Source organism: Rhodoferax sp. GT1R46 (genome assembly GCF_056521285.1).
The window spans coordinates 1-16,826 of the sequence record NZ_JBWMBC010000010.1; the positions used below are offsets into that span (position 1 = coordinate 1).

15 protein-coding genes and 1 pseudogene are annotated in these 16,826 nt (G+C 61.9%); 8 read left to right on the plus strand and 8 right to left on the minus strand.

Annotated elements, in window-relative coordinates; genetic code table 11:
* Positions 1–118: 118 nt before the first annotated feature.
* The 3 genes and pseudogenes from AC097W_RS18210 to glmS form a co-directional block, all read right to left on the minus strand.
* Positions 119–805, minus strand: a pseudogene (locus AC097W_RS18210) (IS91 family transposase); the annotation flags it as partial.
* Between the two features lie 9 nt (positions 806–814).
* On the minus strand, positions 815–1,690 hold the full coding sequence (locus AC097W_RS18215) for a tyrosine-type recombinase/integrase (protein ID WP_479604049.1): 876 nt from the start codon (positions 1,688–1,690) through the stop codon (positions 815–817).
* 446 nt (positions 1,691–2,136) lie between these two features.
* A complete protein-coding gene (glmS, locus tag AC097W_RS18220) occupies positions 2,137–4,053 on the minus strand; it encodes a glutamine--fructose-6-phosphate transaminase (isomerizing) (protein WP_479604050.1) in 1,917 nt (638 codons plus the stop codon).
* Positions 4,054–4,192: 139 nt separating this feature from the next.
* Between glmS and AC097W_RS18225 the strand changes: the two genes are divergently transcribed.
* Positions 4,193–4,678 (plus strand): Lrp/AsnC family transcriptional regulator, encoded by a 486-nt coding sequence (locus AC097W_RS18225; RefSeq protein WP_479604051.1) that lies wholly within the window; start codon positions 4,193–4,195, stop codon positions 4,676–4,678.
* A gap of 32 nt (positions 4,679–4,710) precedes the next feature.
* Here AC097W_RS18225 and AC097W_RS18230 read toward each other — a convergent pair whose 3' ends face one another.
* Both AC097W_RS18230 and glmU read right to left on the minus strand, forming a co-directional pair.
* Positions 4,711–5,445: a sensor histidine kinase gene (locus AC097W_RS18230; protein ID WP_479604052.1), complete on the minus strand. Its 735-nt coding sequence runs from the start codon at positions 5,443–5,445 to the stop codon at positions 4,711–4,713.
* A 17-nt stretch (positions 5,446–5,462) separates the two neighbouring features.
* A complete protein-coding gene (glmU, locus tag AC097W_RS18235; RefSeq protein ID WP_479604168.1) occupies positions 5,463–6,851 on the minus strand; it encodes a bifunctional UDP-N-acetylglucosamine diphosphorylase/glucosamine-1-phosphate N-acetyltransferase GlmU in 1,389 nt (462 codons plus the stop codon).
* Positions 6,852–6,918: 67 nt separating this feature from the next.
* On the opposite strand from glmU, the gene AC097W_RS18240 reads away from it, so the two are divergent.
* Complete coding sequence (locus tag AC097W_RS18240) at positions 6,919–7,815, plus strand: DUF6279 family lipoprotein (RefSeq protein WP_479604053.1); 897 nt, start codon at positions 6,919–6,921, stop codon at positions 7,813–7,815.
* Positions 7,816–7,821: 6 nt separating this feature from the next.
* Positions 7,822–8,202, plus strand: a complete 381-nt coding sequence (locus tag AC097W_RS18245; RefSeq protein WP_479604054.1) for a TfoX/Sxy family protein — start codon at positions 7,822–7,824, stop codon at positions 8,200–8,202.
* Here AC097W_RS18245 and AC097W_RS18250 read toward each other — a convergent pair.
* Positions 8,116–8,589: a DUF2917 domain-containing protein gene (locus AC097W_RS18250; protein ID WP_479604055.1), complete on the minus strand. Its 474-nt coding sequence runs from the start codon at positions 8,587–8,589 to the stop codon at positions 8,116–8,118. The two genes, AC097W_RS18245 and AC097W_RS18250, sit on opposite strands and share 87 nt — an antisense overlap.
* 127 nt (positions 8,590–8,716) lie before the next feature.
* Here AC097W_RS18250 and AC097W_RS18255 point away from each other — a divergent pair, with 127 nt between their 5' ends.
* Positions 8,717–9,703, plus strand: coding sequence for a LysR substrate-binding domain-containing protein (locus AC097W_RS18255; RefSeq protein WP_479604056.1), 987 nt, complete (start codon positions 8,717–8,719; stop codon positions 9,701–9,703).
* 22 nt (positions 9,704–9,725) lie between these two features.
* Here AC097W_RS18255 and ppk2 read toward each other — a convergent pair whose 3' ends face one another.
* Positions 9,726–10,892 (minus strand): polyphosphate kinase 2, encoded by a 1,167-nt coding sequence (ppk2, locus tag AC097W_RS18260; protein ID WP_479604057.1) that lies wholly within the window; start codon positions 10,890–10,892, stop codon positions 9,726–9,728.
* An 84-nt stretch (positions 10,893–10,976) separates the two neighbouring features.
* A complete protein-coding gene (locus AC097W_RS18265; RefSeq protein ID WP_479604058.1) occupies positions 10,977–11,576 on the minus strand; it encodes a 5-formyltetrahydrofolate cyclo-ligase in 600 nt (199 codons plus the stop codon).
* A gap of 9 nt (positions 11,577–11,585) precedes the next feature.
* On the opposite strand from AC097W_RS18265, the gene AC097W_RS18270 reads away from it, so the two are divergent.
* Genes AC097W_RS18270 through AC097W_RS18285 form a run of 4 tightly spaced genes read left to right on the plus strand, consistent with a single transcriptional unit; the run spans position 11,586 to position 16,823 of the window.
* The gene (locus AC097W_RS18270) at positions 11,586–13,589 is read left to right on the plus strand and encodes a lytic transglycosylase domain-containing protein (protein WP_479604059.1); all 2,004 of its coding nucleotides are present in this window, start codon (positions 11,586–11,588) and stop codon (positions 13,587–13,589) included.
* A gap of 41 nt (positions 13,590–13,630) precedes the next feature.
* Complete coding sequence (locus AC097W_RS18275) at positions 13,631–14,326, plus strand: glutathione S-transferase family protein (RefSeq protein WP_479604060.1); 696 nt, start codon at positions 13,631–13,633, stop codon at positions 14,324–14,326.
* 4 nt (positions 14,327–14,330) lie between these two features.
* Complete coding sequence (locus AC097W_RS18280; RefSeq protein WP_479604061.1) at positions 14,331–15,608, plus strand: multifunctional CCA addition/repair protein; 1,278 nt, start codon at positions 14,331–14,333, stop codon at positions 15,606–15,608.
* 45 nt (positions 15,609–15,653) lie between these two features.
* Positions 15,654–16,823 (plus strand): GGDEF domain-containing protein, encoded by a 1,170-nt coding sequence (locus AC097W_RS18285; RefSeq protein ID WP_479604062.1) that lies wholly within the window; start codon positions 15,654–15,656, stop codon positions 16,821–16,823.
* Positions 16,824–16,826: the final 3 nt, after the last annotated feature.

A 16,826-nucleotide genomic window follows, 5' to 3' on the forward strand; every position in this document is an offset into this window, starting at 1 on the left:
ACATCTTCCAGTAAACCAATAAAAGTCTCGGCATTCATGGCAACCTCCCAAGCTGGATATCGCTTCACTCTACAAATTGTTGGGCTTAATTTCAACAATTAATGAGGACATAGCCTCTGGCAAAGGCCTTGGGATCGGCCAAGCCTGCACTGTCACCAAAGAACTGCAGCTTGCCTGCGCGGTGTGCCTGCTCCAGCGCTTCCAGGAAGCGGCGCCGGAACAGGCGCGAGAGCACCCGCACCGACAGGAAGAAGCCAGGCTTGCACGATACCCAGCGCGTGCCGTCCGACGAGAGGCCACCGCCGGGCACGATGCCGTGCACATGGGGATGGTGCGTGAGCGCCGAACCCCAGGTGTGCAGAACCAGCGTTGCACCAACCTCTGCGCCCAGGTGCTTTGGGTCTGCAGCAATGGTGGTCAGTGTCTCAGCGGCGATCTCAAACAGCAGCCCATAGACCACGGCCTTGTTGTAGTACGCGATGTCGCTGATGGGTGCCGGCAGCGTGAAGACCACGTGGTAGTAGTCCACCGGCAAGAGATCGGCCTCTCTAGCTTCCAGCCAGCGCTTGGCAGCATTGGCTTGGCACTTGGGGCAATGCCGGTTGCGACACGAGTTGTAGGACACCTGATCGTGCTGGCAGTCCGGACAGCGCAAAACATGTCCCCCCAGTGCCGCTGTGCGGCACTGTTCGATGGCTGTCATGACCTTGAGCTGACCCAGGCTCAGATGGGAGCGCTGGGCCGCTCTAAAGGCTGGCCCATGGGCGCGGAAGATGTCCGCCACCTCCAGGGCACCGGGCCCCATGGTGGTGGGCTACTTCGGCTGCAGTGTTTCCAGCGGATTGATCACCTCCTTGAGCACCTCGGTGGCTACCTGGGTATAGAGCGCTGTGGTCTCCAGCTTCTTGTGGCCCAGCATCACCTGAATCACGCGGATGTCGACCTTCTGCTCCAGCAGATGGGTTGCAAAGCTGTGGCGCAGGGTGTGCATGGACACGCGTTTGTCAATCTTGGCCAAGGTGGCTGCTTCATGAATGGCGCGGTTGAGTTGCCTCGCAGTGAGCGGATTTATCGGGTCAAGTCCGGGAAACAGCCAACCGCCATTGAGCATCTTGCCTTGGGCGCGCGCCACACGCCACCACACGCGCAGCCGCTCCAGCAGGACCGGCGAGATCATGGCGTACCGGTCCTTGCCACCTTTGCCCTGTTCCACGCGCAGCGTCATGCGTTGGCTGTCGATGTCGGTTACCTTCAGTGAGATCACTTCATTGGCACGCAGTCCGGTGCCATACGCAAGAGACAAGGCCGTCTGATGTTTGAGATTGCCGGCACAGGCAATTAGACGGGCTACCTCTTGCTTATTCAGGACAACGGGGATCTTGTGCGGCACCCGCACCGATTGCATCTTTGCCAGGACATTGCCATGGCCCAGCGTCACATCAAACAGAAACTTCAAGCCAGTGATGGTGGCGTTGAGGGTAATGGGAGATGTACCTGCGTCCACCAGGTGCAACTGATAGCGCCGAAGATCTTCCGCGGTGGCGGTGTCTGGGGATCGACCCAGATACTTTGCAAATCTGCTGACTACGCGGATATATGATTGCTGGGTCTTGGGCGCGAGCTTGCGCATGCGCATGTCCTCCAGCATACGTTGGCGCAATGGAGATACCGGTTGGCTTGACGTTTCCATGGTTGTGCTCCTGCGTGAACGAGGCTAATTGCCTCAATTCACAACATAGGCACATACCAAATCACCGGTGAGCCAAATATGCTGGCTCGGAGACTACCGCGACAGCGGTTTCGTCCAACGCTGCATTGCCGACAACTTACACCATGTGCCAGTTGTAACAGGGCCCGCGTCCGCTTTCGAGCAATACGATTTCACAAATCAATTTCCGCATTGGGCACTGTTCAGCCGGTGGCGGCTGGCGGCTTCCTGGCAATGACTTCAGGGAAAATTCAAACGCCAGATAGCGGCCGCTCGTGAAGGTCGGCAGATTGCCCAGACCCATCAAACAGTGGGGCTGAACCTTAAGTGCCAATTTCCTAGGTGAAGGGCCGAGATTCGGAGCCAGCCCGAACCTGTGTTTACGACTTTATTTGTCCAGAATACAAACACCAGACAAAAAAGAAGTGTTACTCCACGGTCACACTTTTGGCCAGGTTACGCGGCTTGTCCACGTCCGTGCCGCGTGCGCAGGCGGTGTGGTACGCCAGCAACTGCAGCGGCACCACATGCAGCAGTGGCGACAGTGCTCCGTAGTGTTCCGGCATGCGAATCACATGCATGCCGTCGCCATTTTCAATGCGCGTATCGGCGTCGGCCAGCACATACAGCACGCCGCCGCGGGCGCGCACTTCATGCAGGTTGCTCTTGAGCTTTTCCAACAGCGCGTCGTTGGGTGCCACTGTCACCACGGGCATCTCGCTGGTGACCAGCGCCAGCGGGCCGTGCTTGAGCTCGCCAGCGGGGTAGGCCTCGGCATGGATATAGGTTATTTCCTTGAGCTTCAAGGCGCCTTCCATGGCTATGGGGTAATGCATGCCCCGGCCCAGAAACAGCGCGTTTTCCTTTTTTGCAAAGTCTTCCGACCAGCTGATGATTTGCGGCTCCAGCGCCAACACGGCCTGCAATGCCGAGGGCAGGTGGCGCATGGCCTTGATGTGTTCCTGTTCGGCCGCTTCGGTCAAATGTCCCTTGGCCTGCGCCAGTGCCAGCGTGAGTAAAAACAGCCCTGCCAGCTGGGTGGTAAAGGCCTTGGTAGATGCCACACCAATCTCGACACCTGCACGAGTCACATAGGCAAGGCTGCACTCGCGCACCATGGCGCTGGTGGCCACATTGCAGATGGTCAGCGTGTGCTTCATGCCCAAGCTTTGGGCGTGGCGCAAGGCGGCCAGGGTGTCGGCCGTTTCACCCGACTGGGTGATGGTAACCACCAGTGTTTTGGGATTGGGCACGGAGTCGCGGTAGCGGTATTCGCTGGCCACTTCCACCTGTGTGGGAACCTTGGCGATGCTCTCCAGCCAGTACTTGGCGGTGCAACCACTGTAGTAGCTGGTGCCACAGGCCAGTATGAGCACGTTGTCGATTTCGGCAAACACCTTGTGGGCGTTGGCGCCAGGCGCATGGTTCATTTGCTGGTCGAACAGCTCGGGCACGATGCCATCCACGCCTTCGAGCGTGTCGGCAATGGCGCGTGGCTGCTCAAAGATCTCTTTTTGCATGTAATGGCGATACGGGCCCAACTCGGCGGCACCGCTGTGCGCCAGCACGGTTTTGACCGGGCGTTGCGCGGGTGCAACCGGCTTGCGGGCCTTGTCCAGCAGCCAGTATTTACCGAGCTGAATGTCCACCACATCGCCTTCGTCCAGGTACACGATCTGGTCGGTCACACCGGCCAACGCCATGGCATCGCTGGCCAGGAAGTGTTCTTGGCCGTCTTTACCCACACCCAGAATCAGGGGTGAACCGGCGCGTGCGCCAATCAGGCGGTGCGGCTCGTCCTTGCAAAACACTGCGATGGCGTAGGCGCCATGCAGCTGCACCGTGGCCAGCTGAACGGCTTCGAACAGGTCGCCGTCGTACAGGCTGTCCACCAGGTGCGCGATGACTTCGGTATCGGTCTGGCTGACAAACACGTAGCCCTTGGCCTTGAGGCTGGCCCGCAGCTCGTCGTGGTTTTCAATGATGCCGTTGTGCACCAGCGCGACACGGCCAGGGCGCTGGTGTGCGTCAACACCCGGTCCGTGGCTGAAATGCGGGTGGGCGTTGCTGACCGAGGGCACGCCGTGCGTGGCCCAGCGGGTGTGGGCGATGCCAATCAGGCCTTCCAGCTTGGCTTGCCCATCCACGCCGGCCACCTGCGCGGCCAGCTCCGCCACCCGCGCGGTGCTGCGCGCGCGGCGCAAACCGGAATGCTCTGCATCGGCACCCTGCGCGTACACCGCCACGCCGCATGAGTCATAACCGCGGTACTCCAGACGCTCCAGGCCCTGAACCAGCACAGGGACAATATTGCGGGTTGATACCGCGCCGACGATTCCACACATAGCCACACTCCGTAAATATTCGATAGTGGCGCGATATTAGGCACACTGGAGGGAAATTAATTGTCTAATTTCTTTACAAATTGAATAATAATTTCATGTTGAATAATTTATTGATATTTATTTCATAAAAGCTATTTAAATGGAACAAATAATTCTAGATGAGGTGGATGTTCAGTTGTTGGCCCAACTGCAGCACGATGCCAGTCTGAGCAACCAGGCTCTGGCCGAGCGGGTTCACACGTCGCCACCCACCTGCCTGCGCCGGGTCAAACGGCTGCGCGAAGCCGGGCTGATTGAGCGCCAAATCGCCATCCTCAACCCGGAAAAACTGGCCGCCACGATCGGTTTTGGGCTGACGGGCATCGTTGAAATCACGCTGGACCGGCAAGATGCCCAGGCGCTGGAGCAATTTGAAGCGCGGGTGGCGGGCGACGCGGCCGTGCAGCAGTGCTACCGCGTGTCCCCTGGGCCCGACTTTGTGCTGGTGGTGCATGCCGCCCACATGCCGGACTACCTGGCGCTGGCGCAGCGGCTGTTCACCAGCGACGCCAATGTGCGCAATGTGAAGGCCTTTTTCAGCGTGAAGCGCAGCAAGTTCGGCGCGGAGCTTCCACTGAAAAAATAGGCCCGTAGCCCGCGTGGAATATGCGCTTCCAGCTATGTTTTCAACAGCAATTTCACGCAGCACCCACCATCCACCACGCCTTCAGAATCCACTGAGCCGCCCAGGCGCTGCATGATCTTGTGCGTCAGCGCCAGCCCCATGCCGATGCCGCCAAACTCGCGCGGGCTGTGTAAGCGCCCAAACGCCTGGAATAGCTTGTCCTGCATGGCGGGGTTGTAGCCAACGCCGTTGTCGCGCACCTGCAGCGCAACAAATCCGTCTGATTCACCTGGCTGCGCGGTCACCTCTATCACTGCGTGCTCGCGCGGCGCAGTGAACTTGACCGCATTGCCCAGAACATGCATCAGCGCCTGGCGCAACAAGGTGGCGTCGGCCTGCACCACCGGCAAATCACTGGCAATGTGCCAATCCACCGCCCGCCCGGGATGTTGCTCTGCCAGCTCCGCACACACGCCCTGCACCAGCGCTTGCAAGGGCACGGGCCCCAGCGCCACGGGCAGCGTGCCTATGCGTGCAAGCTCCGCCAACCCGTCCAGCAGCACACCCATTTGGCGGGCCGAGTCGGTGATGGTGGACAAAAAGCCCTGCACCTCCGCGCCCAACTGGGGGCCCGCGTCCTCCTGCACCAGCTGGGCAAAAGACACGATGTGGCGCAGTGGCGCACGCAGGTCGTGCGACACCGTGGCCGTGAATGCCTGCATGGCTTCGCGCTGCGCCGCCAGTTCAGCTTCCAGTGCGGCAATGCGGGCGTCGGCTGCATCGGACATAAGCGACTGCTCTGGCATCAAACTTTGCGCGCCTTTTGGGGACGCGACCAGTTGGCAATGCTCACCTGCTTGCCGCGCGCCACGCTCAGGGCGCCAGCGGGCGTGTCTTTGGTGATGGTGGAGCCACCGCCCACGGTGCCACCGGCACCAATCGTCACCGGCGCCACCAGTACGCAGTTGCTGCCGATATGCACGTCTGCCTCAATCACCGTGCGGTGCTTGTTGGCACCATCGTAGTTGGCGGTGATGCTGCCCGCACCATAGTTCACCCGCTCCCCCACGGTGGCGTCACCCAGATAGGCCAGGTGATTGGCTTTGGCACCCGCGGCCAGGGTGGAGTTTTTGACTTCCACAAAGTTACCAATGTGCACCTCGGCCCCCAGCCGGGCACCGGGGCGCAAACGTGCGAACGGGCCAATCAGTGAACCCGGGCCTACGGTCACACCCAGCTTTTCGCCATCGATATGGGTGAAGGGATGAATCACCGCGCCGGCTTCAATGATGGCGTTGGCAATGACGCAGTTGGCGCCCACCTTGACGCCTGCGCCCAGGCTCACATGGCCTTCAAAAACACAGTTCACGTCGATGGCAACATCCTGCGCGCAGCGCAGCTCGCCCCGCACATCGAGCCGGGCCGGGTCCGCCAGGCGCACGCCCTGCTCCATCAGTTGCAAAGCCACGCGCCGCTGGTAGGCCCGCTCCAGTTCGGCCAGCTGCACGGGGCTGTTGACACCGGCCACCTGCACGGCATCGTCGATCTTGTGCGCAACGACGGTCACGCCATCGGCCACGGCAAACTTCACCACGTCGGTCAGGTAGTACTCCCCCTGGGCATTCTGGTTGTCCAGACGCGCCAGCCAGGGCTTCAGCAGCCGCGCCGGCACTGCCATGATGCCGCTGTACACCTCATGGATCGCCAGCTGTTCCGGTGTGGCGTCTTTTTGTTCCGCAATCGCGCGCACTGCGCCCTGCCGGCCGCCCGCGCGCACGATGCGGCCATAGCCGGTGGGGTCAGAAAAATCGATGGTCAGCAGCGCCAGCTTGTCTCCGCCACACGCCGCCACCAGCGCACGCAGGGTGTCGATGCGGGTCAAAGGCACATCGCCCGAGAGCACGACCACGATGCCGTCATCGGCCAGCTCGGGCACCGCTTGCTGCACGGCGTGGCCGGTGCCCAGTTGTGGCTCCTGTCGTACGAAATTAATGCCCAATCGGCCTGCAGCCCCCGTATCCATTGCGCAGGCTGCTTCCACTTCCATAGCACCATGACCGGTAATGACGACGGCCTTGCGGACCTGCAAAGCCCCTGCAGTGTCCAGCACATGGCGCAGCAGCGAGCGACCGGCCAGCGGATGCAGCACCTTGGGCAATAGGCTTTTCATGCGTGTGCCTTTACCGGCCGCCATAATGACCACGTCCACCGCAGCGTCCTTGCCTGCGGCCTGTTTTGTATCTGTTGCTGATGTCACTTGCATGTCCCTTTTGATGCGTCCTGGTCTGAGTAGCTTGGTCCGATGGGGGTCCATTATCGGGGTGCTGATCGTCGCCCTGTCGGTGGTCGGCTGCAGCGCGGTGCGCTTGGGCTACAACAACGCGCCCAATCTCACGTACTGGTGGCTGGACCGCTATTTTGATTTCGACACGGCGCAGGATGATCGCCTGCAAGCCGATTTGCAGACCGCCCTGGACTGGCACCGAAAAGAAGAGCTCCCCTTGCTGGCACTGCAACTCAACCGGCTGCAAGGTGATGCCGCGAAACCAGCCACGCCAGAGCAGCTATGTGGCCTGTATACGACCTTGCGTGAACGCGCAGAAGCGCCATTGAAACGCCTCCTGCCGACCATGGCAGCCATTGCGCCCACCCTCCAAGGCGCGCAGCTGGAACACGCAGCCCGCCAGTTTGACAAACGCAACCGCGAATGGCGCGAAGAGTGGATGGATGGCACGCCAGGCGAGCGCGCCGAGCGCCGCACCAAACAACTGGTGGACCGCGCGGAGTCGTTTTACGGGTCACTCGATTCCAGCCAGCGCAGCCTGATCAGCGCGTTCGTCACCGCTTCCAGTTTTGATGCAGCCACCCAGTACCGCGAAACCCAGCGCCGTCAGCAAGACACGCTGCAAACACTGCGCGGCCTCACCGTCAGCGCACCCACACCCGTACAGGCCCAAGCCGAAGTGCGTGCCCTGCTCGATCGCACCCTGAACCCGCCAGACCCTGCTTACCGCCAATACCGGGACCGGCTGGTCGCCGAAGACTGCGCGGGCTTTGCAGCCCTGCACAACAGCATCAACAACCGCCAGCGCAGCAAGCTCATCGACACGCTGCGCGCTTATGAAAACGATGCACGGGCCCTCGCCGCCTCGCGCTGAGCCACGATGGCCACGGTCACCAGCCCCTTTGCGAAATACTGCTGCGAACTGCTCGCCAGCGCAGGGCCTTGCGTTGCCAAGCGCATGTTTGGCGGCTGGGGTATCAGCACCGATGGGCTGTCGCTGGCCATCATTGCCGATCTGGGCGGTGGAGAAAAGCTCTGGCTCAAGGCCAGCAATGACAGCCGAGCGCAGTGGGAGGCCGCAGGGTGCGAACGCTTCACCTACACCGCCACCAAAAATGGCGCGCCAGTCTCACGCGGCATGAACTACTACAGCGCGCCGGAAGACGCCATGGACTCACCGCACGCCATGGCACCCTGGGCCCGACTGGCGATGGACGCGGCCCTCAAGGCCAAAGCGGGCAAGAAGGCCACGAAGGGCTAAGCGCAGATCCCGCCAGGGCTGCACCACCGCCACCTGCCAGCGGGAACCGCTGTGGGCGCTCACCGGCAATCGGGCAAGCTGGGTATTCCACACAAAGCAGGCAGCCCCTTGGGCAACCGGGTCCCACGACTCAATCACCACGCGTTGACCGGGCCGCAACACCAGCCGTTCACCCACCTGGAGCACCAGGTCACCGGCATGGTTGGCAGGCCCCGCGTGCGGGCCATCCAGCGTGGCCCAGATGCGCCCCTGAGACACCCGCAGTTCACCAGCATCCCGTGGCTGCAGGGTCAACGCGCGACCGCTCTCCAGGCGCCAGCTGATGGACCCGTCCGCGCAGGCCATGGCCGATGATTGTTGCGATTTATGAACGAGTTGAGCAGCCATGGTGTTCTCCTGGTGAAGACAAACGATTGATAAAACCATCAATCTGGCATTGAATGATCGCGCTACGGCCCTTGGCAGTCCAATGAAAACGCGCTACGCTATTGATGCGTTTATCGAATGAATAGTCATGCAACAACCTCCTACTCCCATTCGCTCCCGCAGCATTGCCGCCGGGCACTTGCGTGCCTTTCAAGCGGTGGCGCGGCACCTGAACTTTCGCGCTGCCGCCGAGGACCTGTCGCTGACCCAGTCGGCCGTGAGCCGGCAGATTCAGTCGTTGGAGAGCGAAATTGGCGTCAGTCTCTTTTTGCGCCACACGCGGGCGGTGGAGCTGACCGGCGCGGGCATCCAGTTGCTGCGTGCCGTCACACCCTCGCTGGAGCGTATTGACAGTGCGGTGCGGCTCATTCGCCAGAGCGCGGGGCGCAAGAGCGTGTCCATCAGCACTTGGGCGTCTTTTGCCTCCATGTGGCTCATCCCCCGGCTGGAGTCGTTTCAGCACGCGCACCCCGACATTGACATTCGCATTGACGCCACCGACACGTCGGTGGACCTGGAAACCTCGGATGTGGATCTGGCCCTGCGCTATGCCGTGCCCACCCACATGCCCGCACAGGCGCAGCGCCTGTTTGGTGAACAACTGACGCCTGTGGCCAGCCCCTGGCTACTCAAAAGCGGCCCACGCCTCAACAGAGCGCAGGATCTGACGCAATTTGCACTGGTGGAAGCGGGCGACGCGTACCGCAGCCAGCACATGGAATGGCTCACCTGGCAACGCTGGCTGGACGCCCAGGGCCTCAAACGCTTTGAGCCCAAGCGCTGGCTGTATTTCAACTACGCCCACCAGATTGCCCAGGCCGCGCTGACCGGTCAGGGCGTGGCGCTGGCCCGCATGCCCCTGATTGCGGACAGCCTGGCGAGTGGTGACTTGGTGGAAGTGTTGCCGGGCACGCGGCTGGAGTCGCCCCTGGCCTACTGGCTGATCGTGGGGCCGCGCAGTAGCCAGCGGCCCGAAATCAAGGCATTTTGTGAATGGCTCCAGGCGCAGGCGCAGGCCACGCGCCAGACCATTGGCGAGGTGCCGGACCCCGACACCCACGACGGCCTAGACTGACTGCGCTCAGACCTTCCTGTTCTTAAAGAATCGCGCTGGGTTTTTCGCCGCGCTCGTACACCACATGGGCGCGACCCACGATCAGCGGGTCCAGCTTGCCGATGTGCTGCAGGTCTTTGGTTGCATAGGGCAGTTTGTGCAACACGTAGCGCATGGCATTCAGGCGTGCGCGCTTCTTGCAGTCGCTCTTGATGACGGTCCACGGGGAGTCGGCCGTATCGGTCTCGAAGAACATGGCTTCTTTGGCCAATGTGTAATCGTCCCATTTGTCCAGAGAAGCCAGGTCCACGGGACTGAGCTTCCATTGCTTGAGCGGATGGCTCTCGCGCTCCTTGAAACGGCGGCGCTGTTCCTTGCGGCTCACGCTGAACCAGAACTTGATGACGTGCACGCCGCTGCGCACCAGATGGCGCTCAAACTCGGGCGTCTGGCGCATGAACTCGCCGTACTCCTCGGGCGTGCAAAATCCCATGACCCGCTCCACACCGGCGCGGTTGTACCAGCTGCGGTCCAGCAGCACGATCTCACCGCGCGTGGGCAAGTGCTGCACATAGCGCTGAAAATACCATTGGCCGCGTTCGATCTCGCTGGGCTTTTCCAGCGCCACTACGCGCGCACCACGTGGATTCAAATGCTCCATGAACCGCTTGATAGCGCCACCCTTGCCTGCCGCATCGCGGCCCTCAAAAAGAATAACCACGCGCTGCCCGGTCTCCTTGACCCAGGCCTGCAACTTGAGCAACTCCACCTGCAGGCGAAATTTCTCTTTTTCATAGCTACTGCGCCGCATGAGGTTGCGGTAAGGGTAGCCGCCATCGCGCCAATCAGGGGTGAGCTCATTGTCCGGGTTGGCGCCCTGGCCATTTTCCGGCTCGGCAGGGCCATGCAAGGCTGCACGCAACACACGCGCATCATCAGCAGAAGCCCCTTCCAGCATGGCGCGCAAGGCCTTGGCACGCGTGCCAGGCGTTCCGGGGGCGTCGGGCCGCACGAGTTCGAGCACAGCTGCAACGGCCTTGCCCTGCGCGGCTGCGGTGGCCTCTTTGGCTACAAAATTTTCCAGTGCCTGTGCACGGGTGGTGGGCGCAATGTCGCCACGGGAGGTCGCGCGCCTGGCTGGAGCAGCCGCAGAGGCTGTTTTTTTTGGGATGCTACGGGCTTTGCGCGTCTTGACTGGTGCGTCTGGCATGGTGAGGGCTCTCCTAAAGAAACCATCCTACGATCCCCAACACCCGGCGGGCTTGATCAAAGTCAAATGTCTGTCACGCAACCGTCACACCGGCCACACCACGCCAAAATCATTGAGGATGGCGTTCAGCGGCATATCATGCGGCTCGGGCTCGAAATCCGGTACAAAACCCACACCAAAACCCAATCCGACGGTGAAGGGCCGGGGCTCCAGGGTGGCCAGCATGCGGTCATAAAACCCCCCGCCATAGCCCAGCCGGTAGCCGCCAGGACCATAGCCCACGCAGGGTGCGAACAGCAGCGTGGGCACGATGACTTCCGTGTCTTTGGGCTTGGGGATGCCATAGGCGTCTTCTTCCATCGGGCAGCCGGGGTACCACGCATGGAACGTCATGGTCTTGTGTTCCTTGTTGACTACCGGCAAGCCGATGCGGCGCGGTTGCGGCTCGTCGAGCAATTCGCCGTCTTCCTTCCACCGGTGCAGGGCCGGCAGGGGGTCAAACTCGCCTTTGATCGGCCAATAGGCTCCAATCACCGTATCGGGACGACCCACCAGCCAGATACGCATGACCCGCTGCAATAAGTCGGCCTGCTGTAGCCGGTCAGGCATGTTCAGGCGTTGTTCAAGCAGTTCCTTGCGAAGGGCCTTTTTGGCCGCCGCTTTCATATCTTGCGAGTTGTCCATAATCTCCACATGCAGTTTTCAGCCATTCTGACATCGATCACCCTTGTGAGCGCCCTGATGTCGCTCACCGTTCCTCCAGCATACGCGCAGGTCCGGGACAACACCCGTGCCGACGATACGGTGCTGGAGATGGCGCAAGCCTACAAGCAACGCGACCGCAAACGCCTGACGGCCTTGCTGCCACAGGTTCGTGGCCACGTGCTGGAACCCTGGGCCGCTTACTGGGACCTGTCCGCCCGGCTGGATGAGGCCAGTGCCCAGGAGATTCAGGATTTCGTTGCCCGCTACAGCGGCAGCTACCAGGAAGACAAACTGCGCTCCGAATGGCTGTTGCAGTTGGGCAGAAACCGCGACTGGGTCAGCTTCAACCGCGAATACCCGCTCTACCGCATGAACGATGACCGCTCGGTGCGCTGCTATGCGCTCCTGGCAGAGCACCTGAGCAGCGGCGTGGACAACACCGCCCAGGTCAGGGAAGCCTGGTTGCCCCTGAAGGAAGCGGACGACGGCTGTGCCAGCGCCGCCGAACAATTGGTGAAGGACCACACCACGTCCAAGCAGATGGTGTGGCAACGTGCCCGCCTGGGCATGGAAAACGACCGCCTGCGCGTGGTGACCCAGGCGGTGGGCATCGTGAGCCCCCTGTCCGTCAGAACCGTCAGCGAGATCTACCTGAATCCGGGCAAATACCTCAACGACAAACTCACCGCACTGCAACCCAAAACCCGCGAACTGGTTTCCCTGGCCCTGATTCGTCAGGCCTATCTGGAACCCTCTGAGGCCGCTGTCGAAGTGGACAAGCTGCGCTGGAAGGCGCAGCTAACCCAGGAAGAGCGCAGCTGGATCTGGGGCGTTATTGGCAAACGTGCCGCACAAAAGCTGTCGGGCGATGCACCTGGTTACTTTGCCAATGGGCAGTCCCAGTACATGCACGACGACCATCTGGCCTGGATGGCCCGCGCCGCACTGCGTGCCGGACGCTGGACGCAGGTGCAGGAAGCCATTGCGGCCATGAGCGACGCGCAACGTGCTGATGCCGCCTGGACCTACTGGCGCGCCCGTGCCCTGCTGGCACAAACATCCCCCGAAGGCGCACGGGCGCTGGCGTTGCAGTTGCTGGGGAGCATTGCTGGCGTGCGCGGTTTTTATGAACAACTGGCGCTGGAAGAATTGGGGCAACGCATCAATGCACCCCAAAGGCCTGAGGCGCTGACGCCTGCCGAGAAAGAGGGCGCCCGCCAGAACCCCGGCCTGACCCGCGCCCTGTATGCCATTCGCATCGGACTGCGCGCAGAAGGGGTGCGCGAATGGAACTACAGCACCAACCTGCATGTGCGCGGCGGCATGGACGACCGCAACCTGCTGGCCGCCGCCGAGCTGGCGTGCCAGATGGAAGTGTGGGACCGCTGCATCAACACCAGCGACCGCACCAAGGGCGTGATGGATTTCGAACAACGCTTTCCCATGCCGCACAAAGCTGCGGTGATTGCACGCGCCAAACAAATCGGGTTGGACCCCGCCTATGTGTATGGCCTGATCCGCCAGGAAAGCCGCTTCATCACCGATGCGCGCTCGGGCGTGGGCGCCTCCGGATTGATGCAGGTGATGCCCGCTACCGCGAAATGGACGGCAAAGAAGATTGGAATGACGGATTTTCAGCCCCACCAGATCACGGACCGGGACACCAATATTTCCATCGGAACCGGCTACCTGAAACTGGTGCTTGACAGCTTTGAAGGCTCCATGCCGATGGCGGCAGCCGCCTACAACGCAGGCCCCGGTCGCCCGCGTGCATGGCGTGGCCAAACCGGCGCGCCAGTCCTGGAGGCCGCCATCTGGGCGGAAAACGTGCCGTTCAATGAGACCCGTGACTACGTCAAGAAGGTGCTGTCCAACACTACCAACTATGCGGCCCTGATTACCGGACAGCCGCAGTCGCTGAAAGCCCGCCTGGGCATGATCGGGCCACGCGATGCCGCGGCACCGGCCGCAACAGGCGAAGACTTGCCTTGACGCACGCCCCCCCCAGCCGTCCAACGTCTTAGAAAAAATTCATGCTCCAACTTTTCATCGGTAATAAAAACTATTCGTCGTGGTCCATGCGCCCCTGGGTGCTGCTCACACAAGCAGGCATTCCCTTTAAAGAGGTCATGGTGCGGTTTGACTCGTTCGATACCGACTCACAATTCAAGAAAACGCTGCAGGGTCTGACGCCCACCGCAAAGGTGCCCCTGCTGATGGACGGGGACCTGGCCGTTTGGGACACCCTGGCGATAGCGGAATATGTGGCCGAATATGCAGCCGAGCAGTTTCCCGAGAAACACCTGTGGCCTGCAGACCGCGCCGCAAGGGCCCGAGCCCGCAGTATCTGCGCCGAAATGCACGCAGGTTTCACCGCCTTGCGTGGCAACTGCCCCATGAACATCGAAGCACAACTGGCCGACATCGGCGCGTTGATCTGGCGCGACAAACCCGCTGTGCGCGCGGACGTGCAGCGCCTGGTAGACATGTGGACCGCCTTGCTGCAGGAGCACGGTGGCCCCATGCTGTTTGGTGCGTTCAGCGTGGCGGACGCCTACTACGCCCCGGTGTGCATGCGCATCAAGACCTACGCCCTGCCGGTGCCCGATGCCATTTCCGCCTACATCGACCGCGTATGCGCCCTGCCCGGCGTGCAAGCCTGGATCACGGATGCCTTGGCGGAAAAGGACTTTCTGGACTTTGAAGAGCCCTACCGGCTCAAGCCCTAGCCTCATGCAAACCTACCTGGTGGGCGGTGCCGTGCGGGATGCCCTGATGGGGCTGCCGGTGCAGGACCGTGACTGGGTGGTGGTGGGCGCCACGCCCCAAGCCCTGCTGGACCAGGGTTTTGTGGCGGTGGGCCGGGACTTTCCCGTCTTTCTGCACCCCCAAACCAAGGAAGAATACGCACTGGCCCGCACCGAGCGCAAAACCGCGCCCGGCTACCACGGCTTTGCCGTGCATGCCAGCCCTGATGTGACGCTGGAAGACGACCTGGCCCGGCGCGACCTCACTATCAATTCCATAGCTGTTCACGCAGACTACACGGGGGCGACAGGCCAATATTCCACTTTTGATGCCCAACGGTGGCAAACTCCCGGCGCGTTGACCGACCCTTACGACGGAAGGCAGGACATCGCCAACAAAGTGCTGCGCCACGTCACCGGCGCCTTCCGCGAAGACCCGGTGCGCATCTTGCGGCTGGCCCGCTTTGCGGCCCGGTTCACCGACTTTCACGTCGCCCCCGACACCCTGGAACTGATGCGCGATATGGTCGCCTGCGGCGAGGTGGATCACCTGGTGGCGGAGCGGGTGTGGCAGGAGCTGGCCCGCGGCCTGATGGAGGCACAGCCCTCACGCATGTTTGACGTGCTGCGCGACTGCGGCGCACTGGCGCGGCTGCTACCCGAACTCGACCGCCTGTGGGGAGTACCCCAAAGCCCGGAGCACCACCCCGAGGTCGACACGGGCGTGCATGTGATGCTGGTACTGGACATGGCGGCCAGGCTCCATGCCTCGCTTCCGGTGCGATTCGCCTGCCTGACCCACGACCTCGGCAAGGGCACCACACCGCCCGATGTGCTGCCGCGCCACATTGGCCACGAAGAGCGCGGCGTGCGCCTGCTCAAAACCCTGTGCCAGCGCCTGCGGGTGCCGGTGGAATGCAATGAACTGGCACAGGTCGTGGCGCGCGAGCACGGCAACATCCACCGGTCCGCCACACTGGATGCTGCGGCCATCGTTCGCCTGCTGGAGCGCTGCGATGCGTTTCGCAAACCCGCGCGGTTTGCCGATATTCTGCTGGCCTGCGAATGCGACGCCCGGGGCCGCAAAGGCTTGCAGGATGTGCCCTATCCCCCAGCGCAGCGGCTGGCTGGTGCCCTGTTGCACGCGCAATCGGTTGCTACTGATTTAATAGCTGCTCACGCAATATCCATGGGGGCTAGCGGCCCAAAAATCGGTGAAATGATCCAGAAGGCGCGCACGGCAGCTATCGCAAGCGGTCTGTAAACAAAGCACCGTACTATTGCTTCAGCCGCCCTCCCTGTTCTGACCATGTACATCCACATCCCCACCGTCATTACCGCGTTAGTCATGGGATACGGTTTGCTGGCGCTTCAGATGTCAATCGCCGGCAGGGTACAGGAGGCACCCGAGTTGAGCATCTGGAATGGCGGCAACTGGGCCTTTCTGGCGGCTTTCCTGGTGCTGGCGTCCCGGGCCTACATTCCCCTGTGGATCTCGGTTATTGGTGGCAACGCACTCATCTGCCTGGCCCTGGCGCTGTACAGCCATGCCATCTACCAATTCCTGCATGGGCACGGTGCACCCCGGGCCTTGTGGATTCTGCTGATACTCGAATGCGTGGGGATTGCCCTGCTGTTTCCCCTGCCGCTAAACCAGCGCACCAGTATCTACTCGTTCATGAACATCTCGATGCTGCTGCCGGGCCTATGGCAAATTGCGCGTTACGGGTGGTTTCGGGAGCGCTCCCTGAGAATTGTGGCCCTCGCACTGGCCGGTGGCGGGCTGGCACTGGGGTATCGGGGAGTCAATGCCTGGCTGGTGCCGTCCGATTACACCGACCTGATGCAGTCCAGCCTGGGGCAGGCGCTCACTTTCATGGGAGCCTTCATCGCTATGCTGGGGTCAGGCTTCGGGTTCATTCTGGCCGCACTGGAACGCAGCGTGAAGCACCACCATACCTTGGCCACGATTGACGGATTGACGGGGTGCATCAACCGCTCCGCTGCAGACGCGCTCCTGTCGAACGCCTTGCTGCGTGCGCAGCGCGGGGGTGAGTCGGTGAGTCTGGTCATGATGGATCTGGACCATTTCAAAAACGTAAACGACCGCTTTGGGCACCGCACCGGTGACGAGGTGCTGCGGCGATTCGCGCAGGTTGCACGAACGCGGCTGCGTGCCTCGGACGTGCTGGCGCGCATGGGCGGCGAAGAGTTTGCCCTGATCCTGCCGGCAACAGACGTGATGGGCGCGGTGCACGTCGCCGAATCGGTGCGGGCAGCCATTGAAGCCCTTGCCATCAGCGACTTGAGTGCCGGCGTTGTCTATGTCACCCTGTCTGCTGGCGCGGCGTGTGCGCCCAGCGGCAGCACGCTCACGGGTGACCAGCTCTACCAGCTTGCCGACGCGGCGCTCTACCGGGCCAAGGCCGGCGGGCGCAACCGCGTTGAAGTAGCCACTGCACTGGACCCGGACGACTAGAGT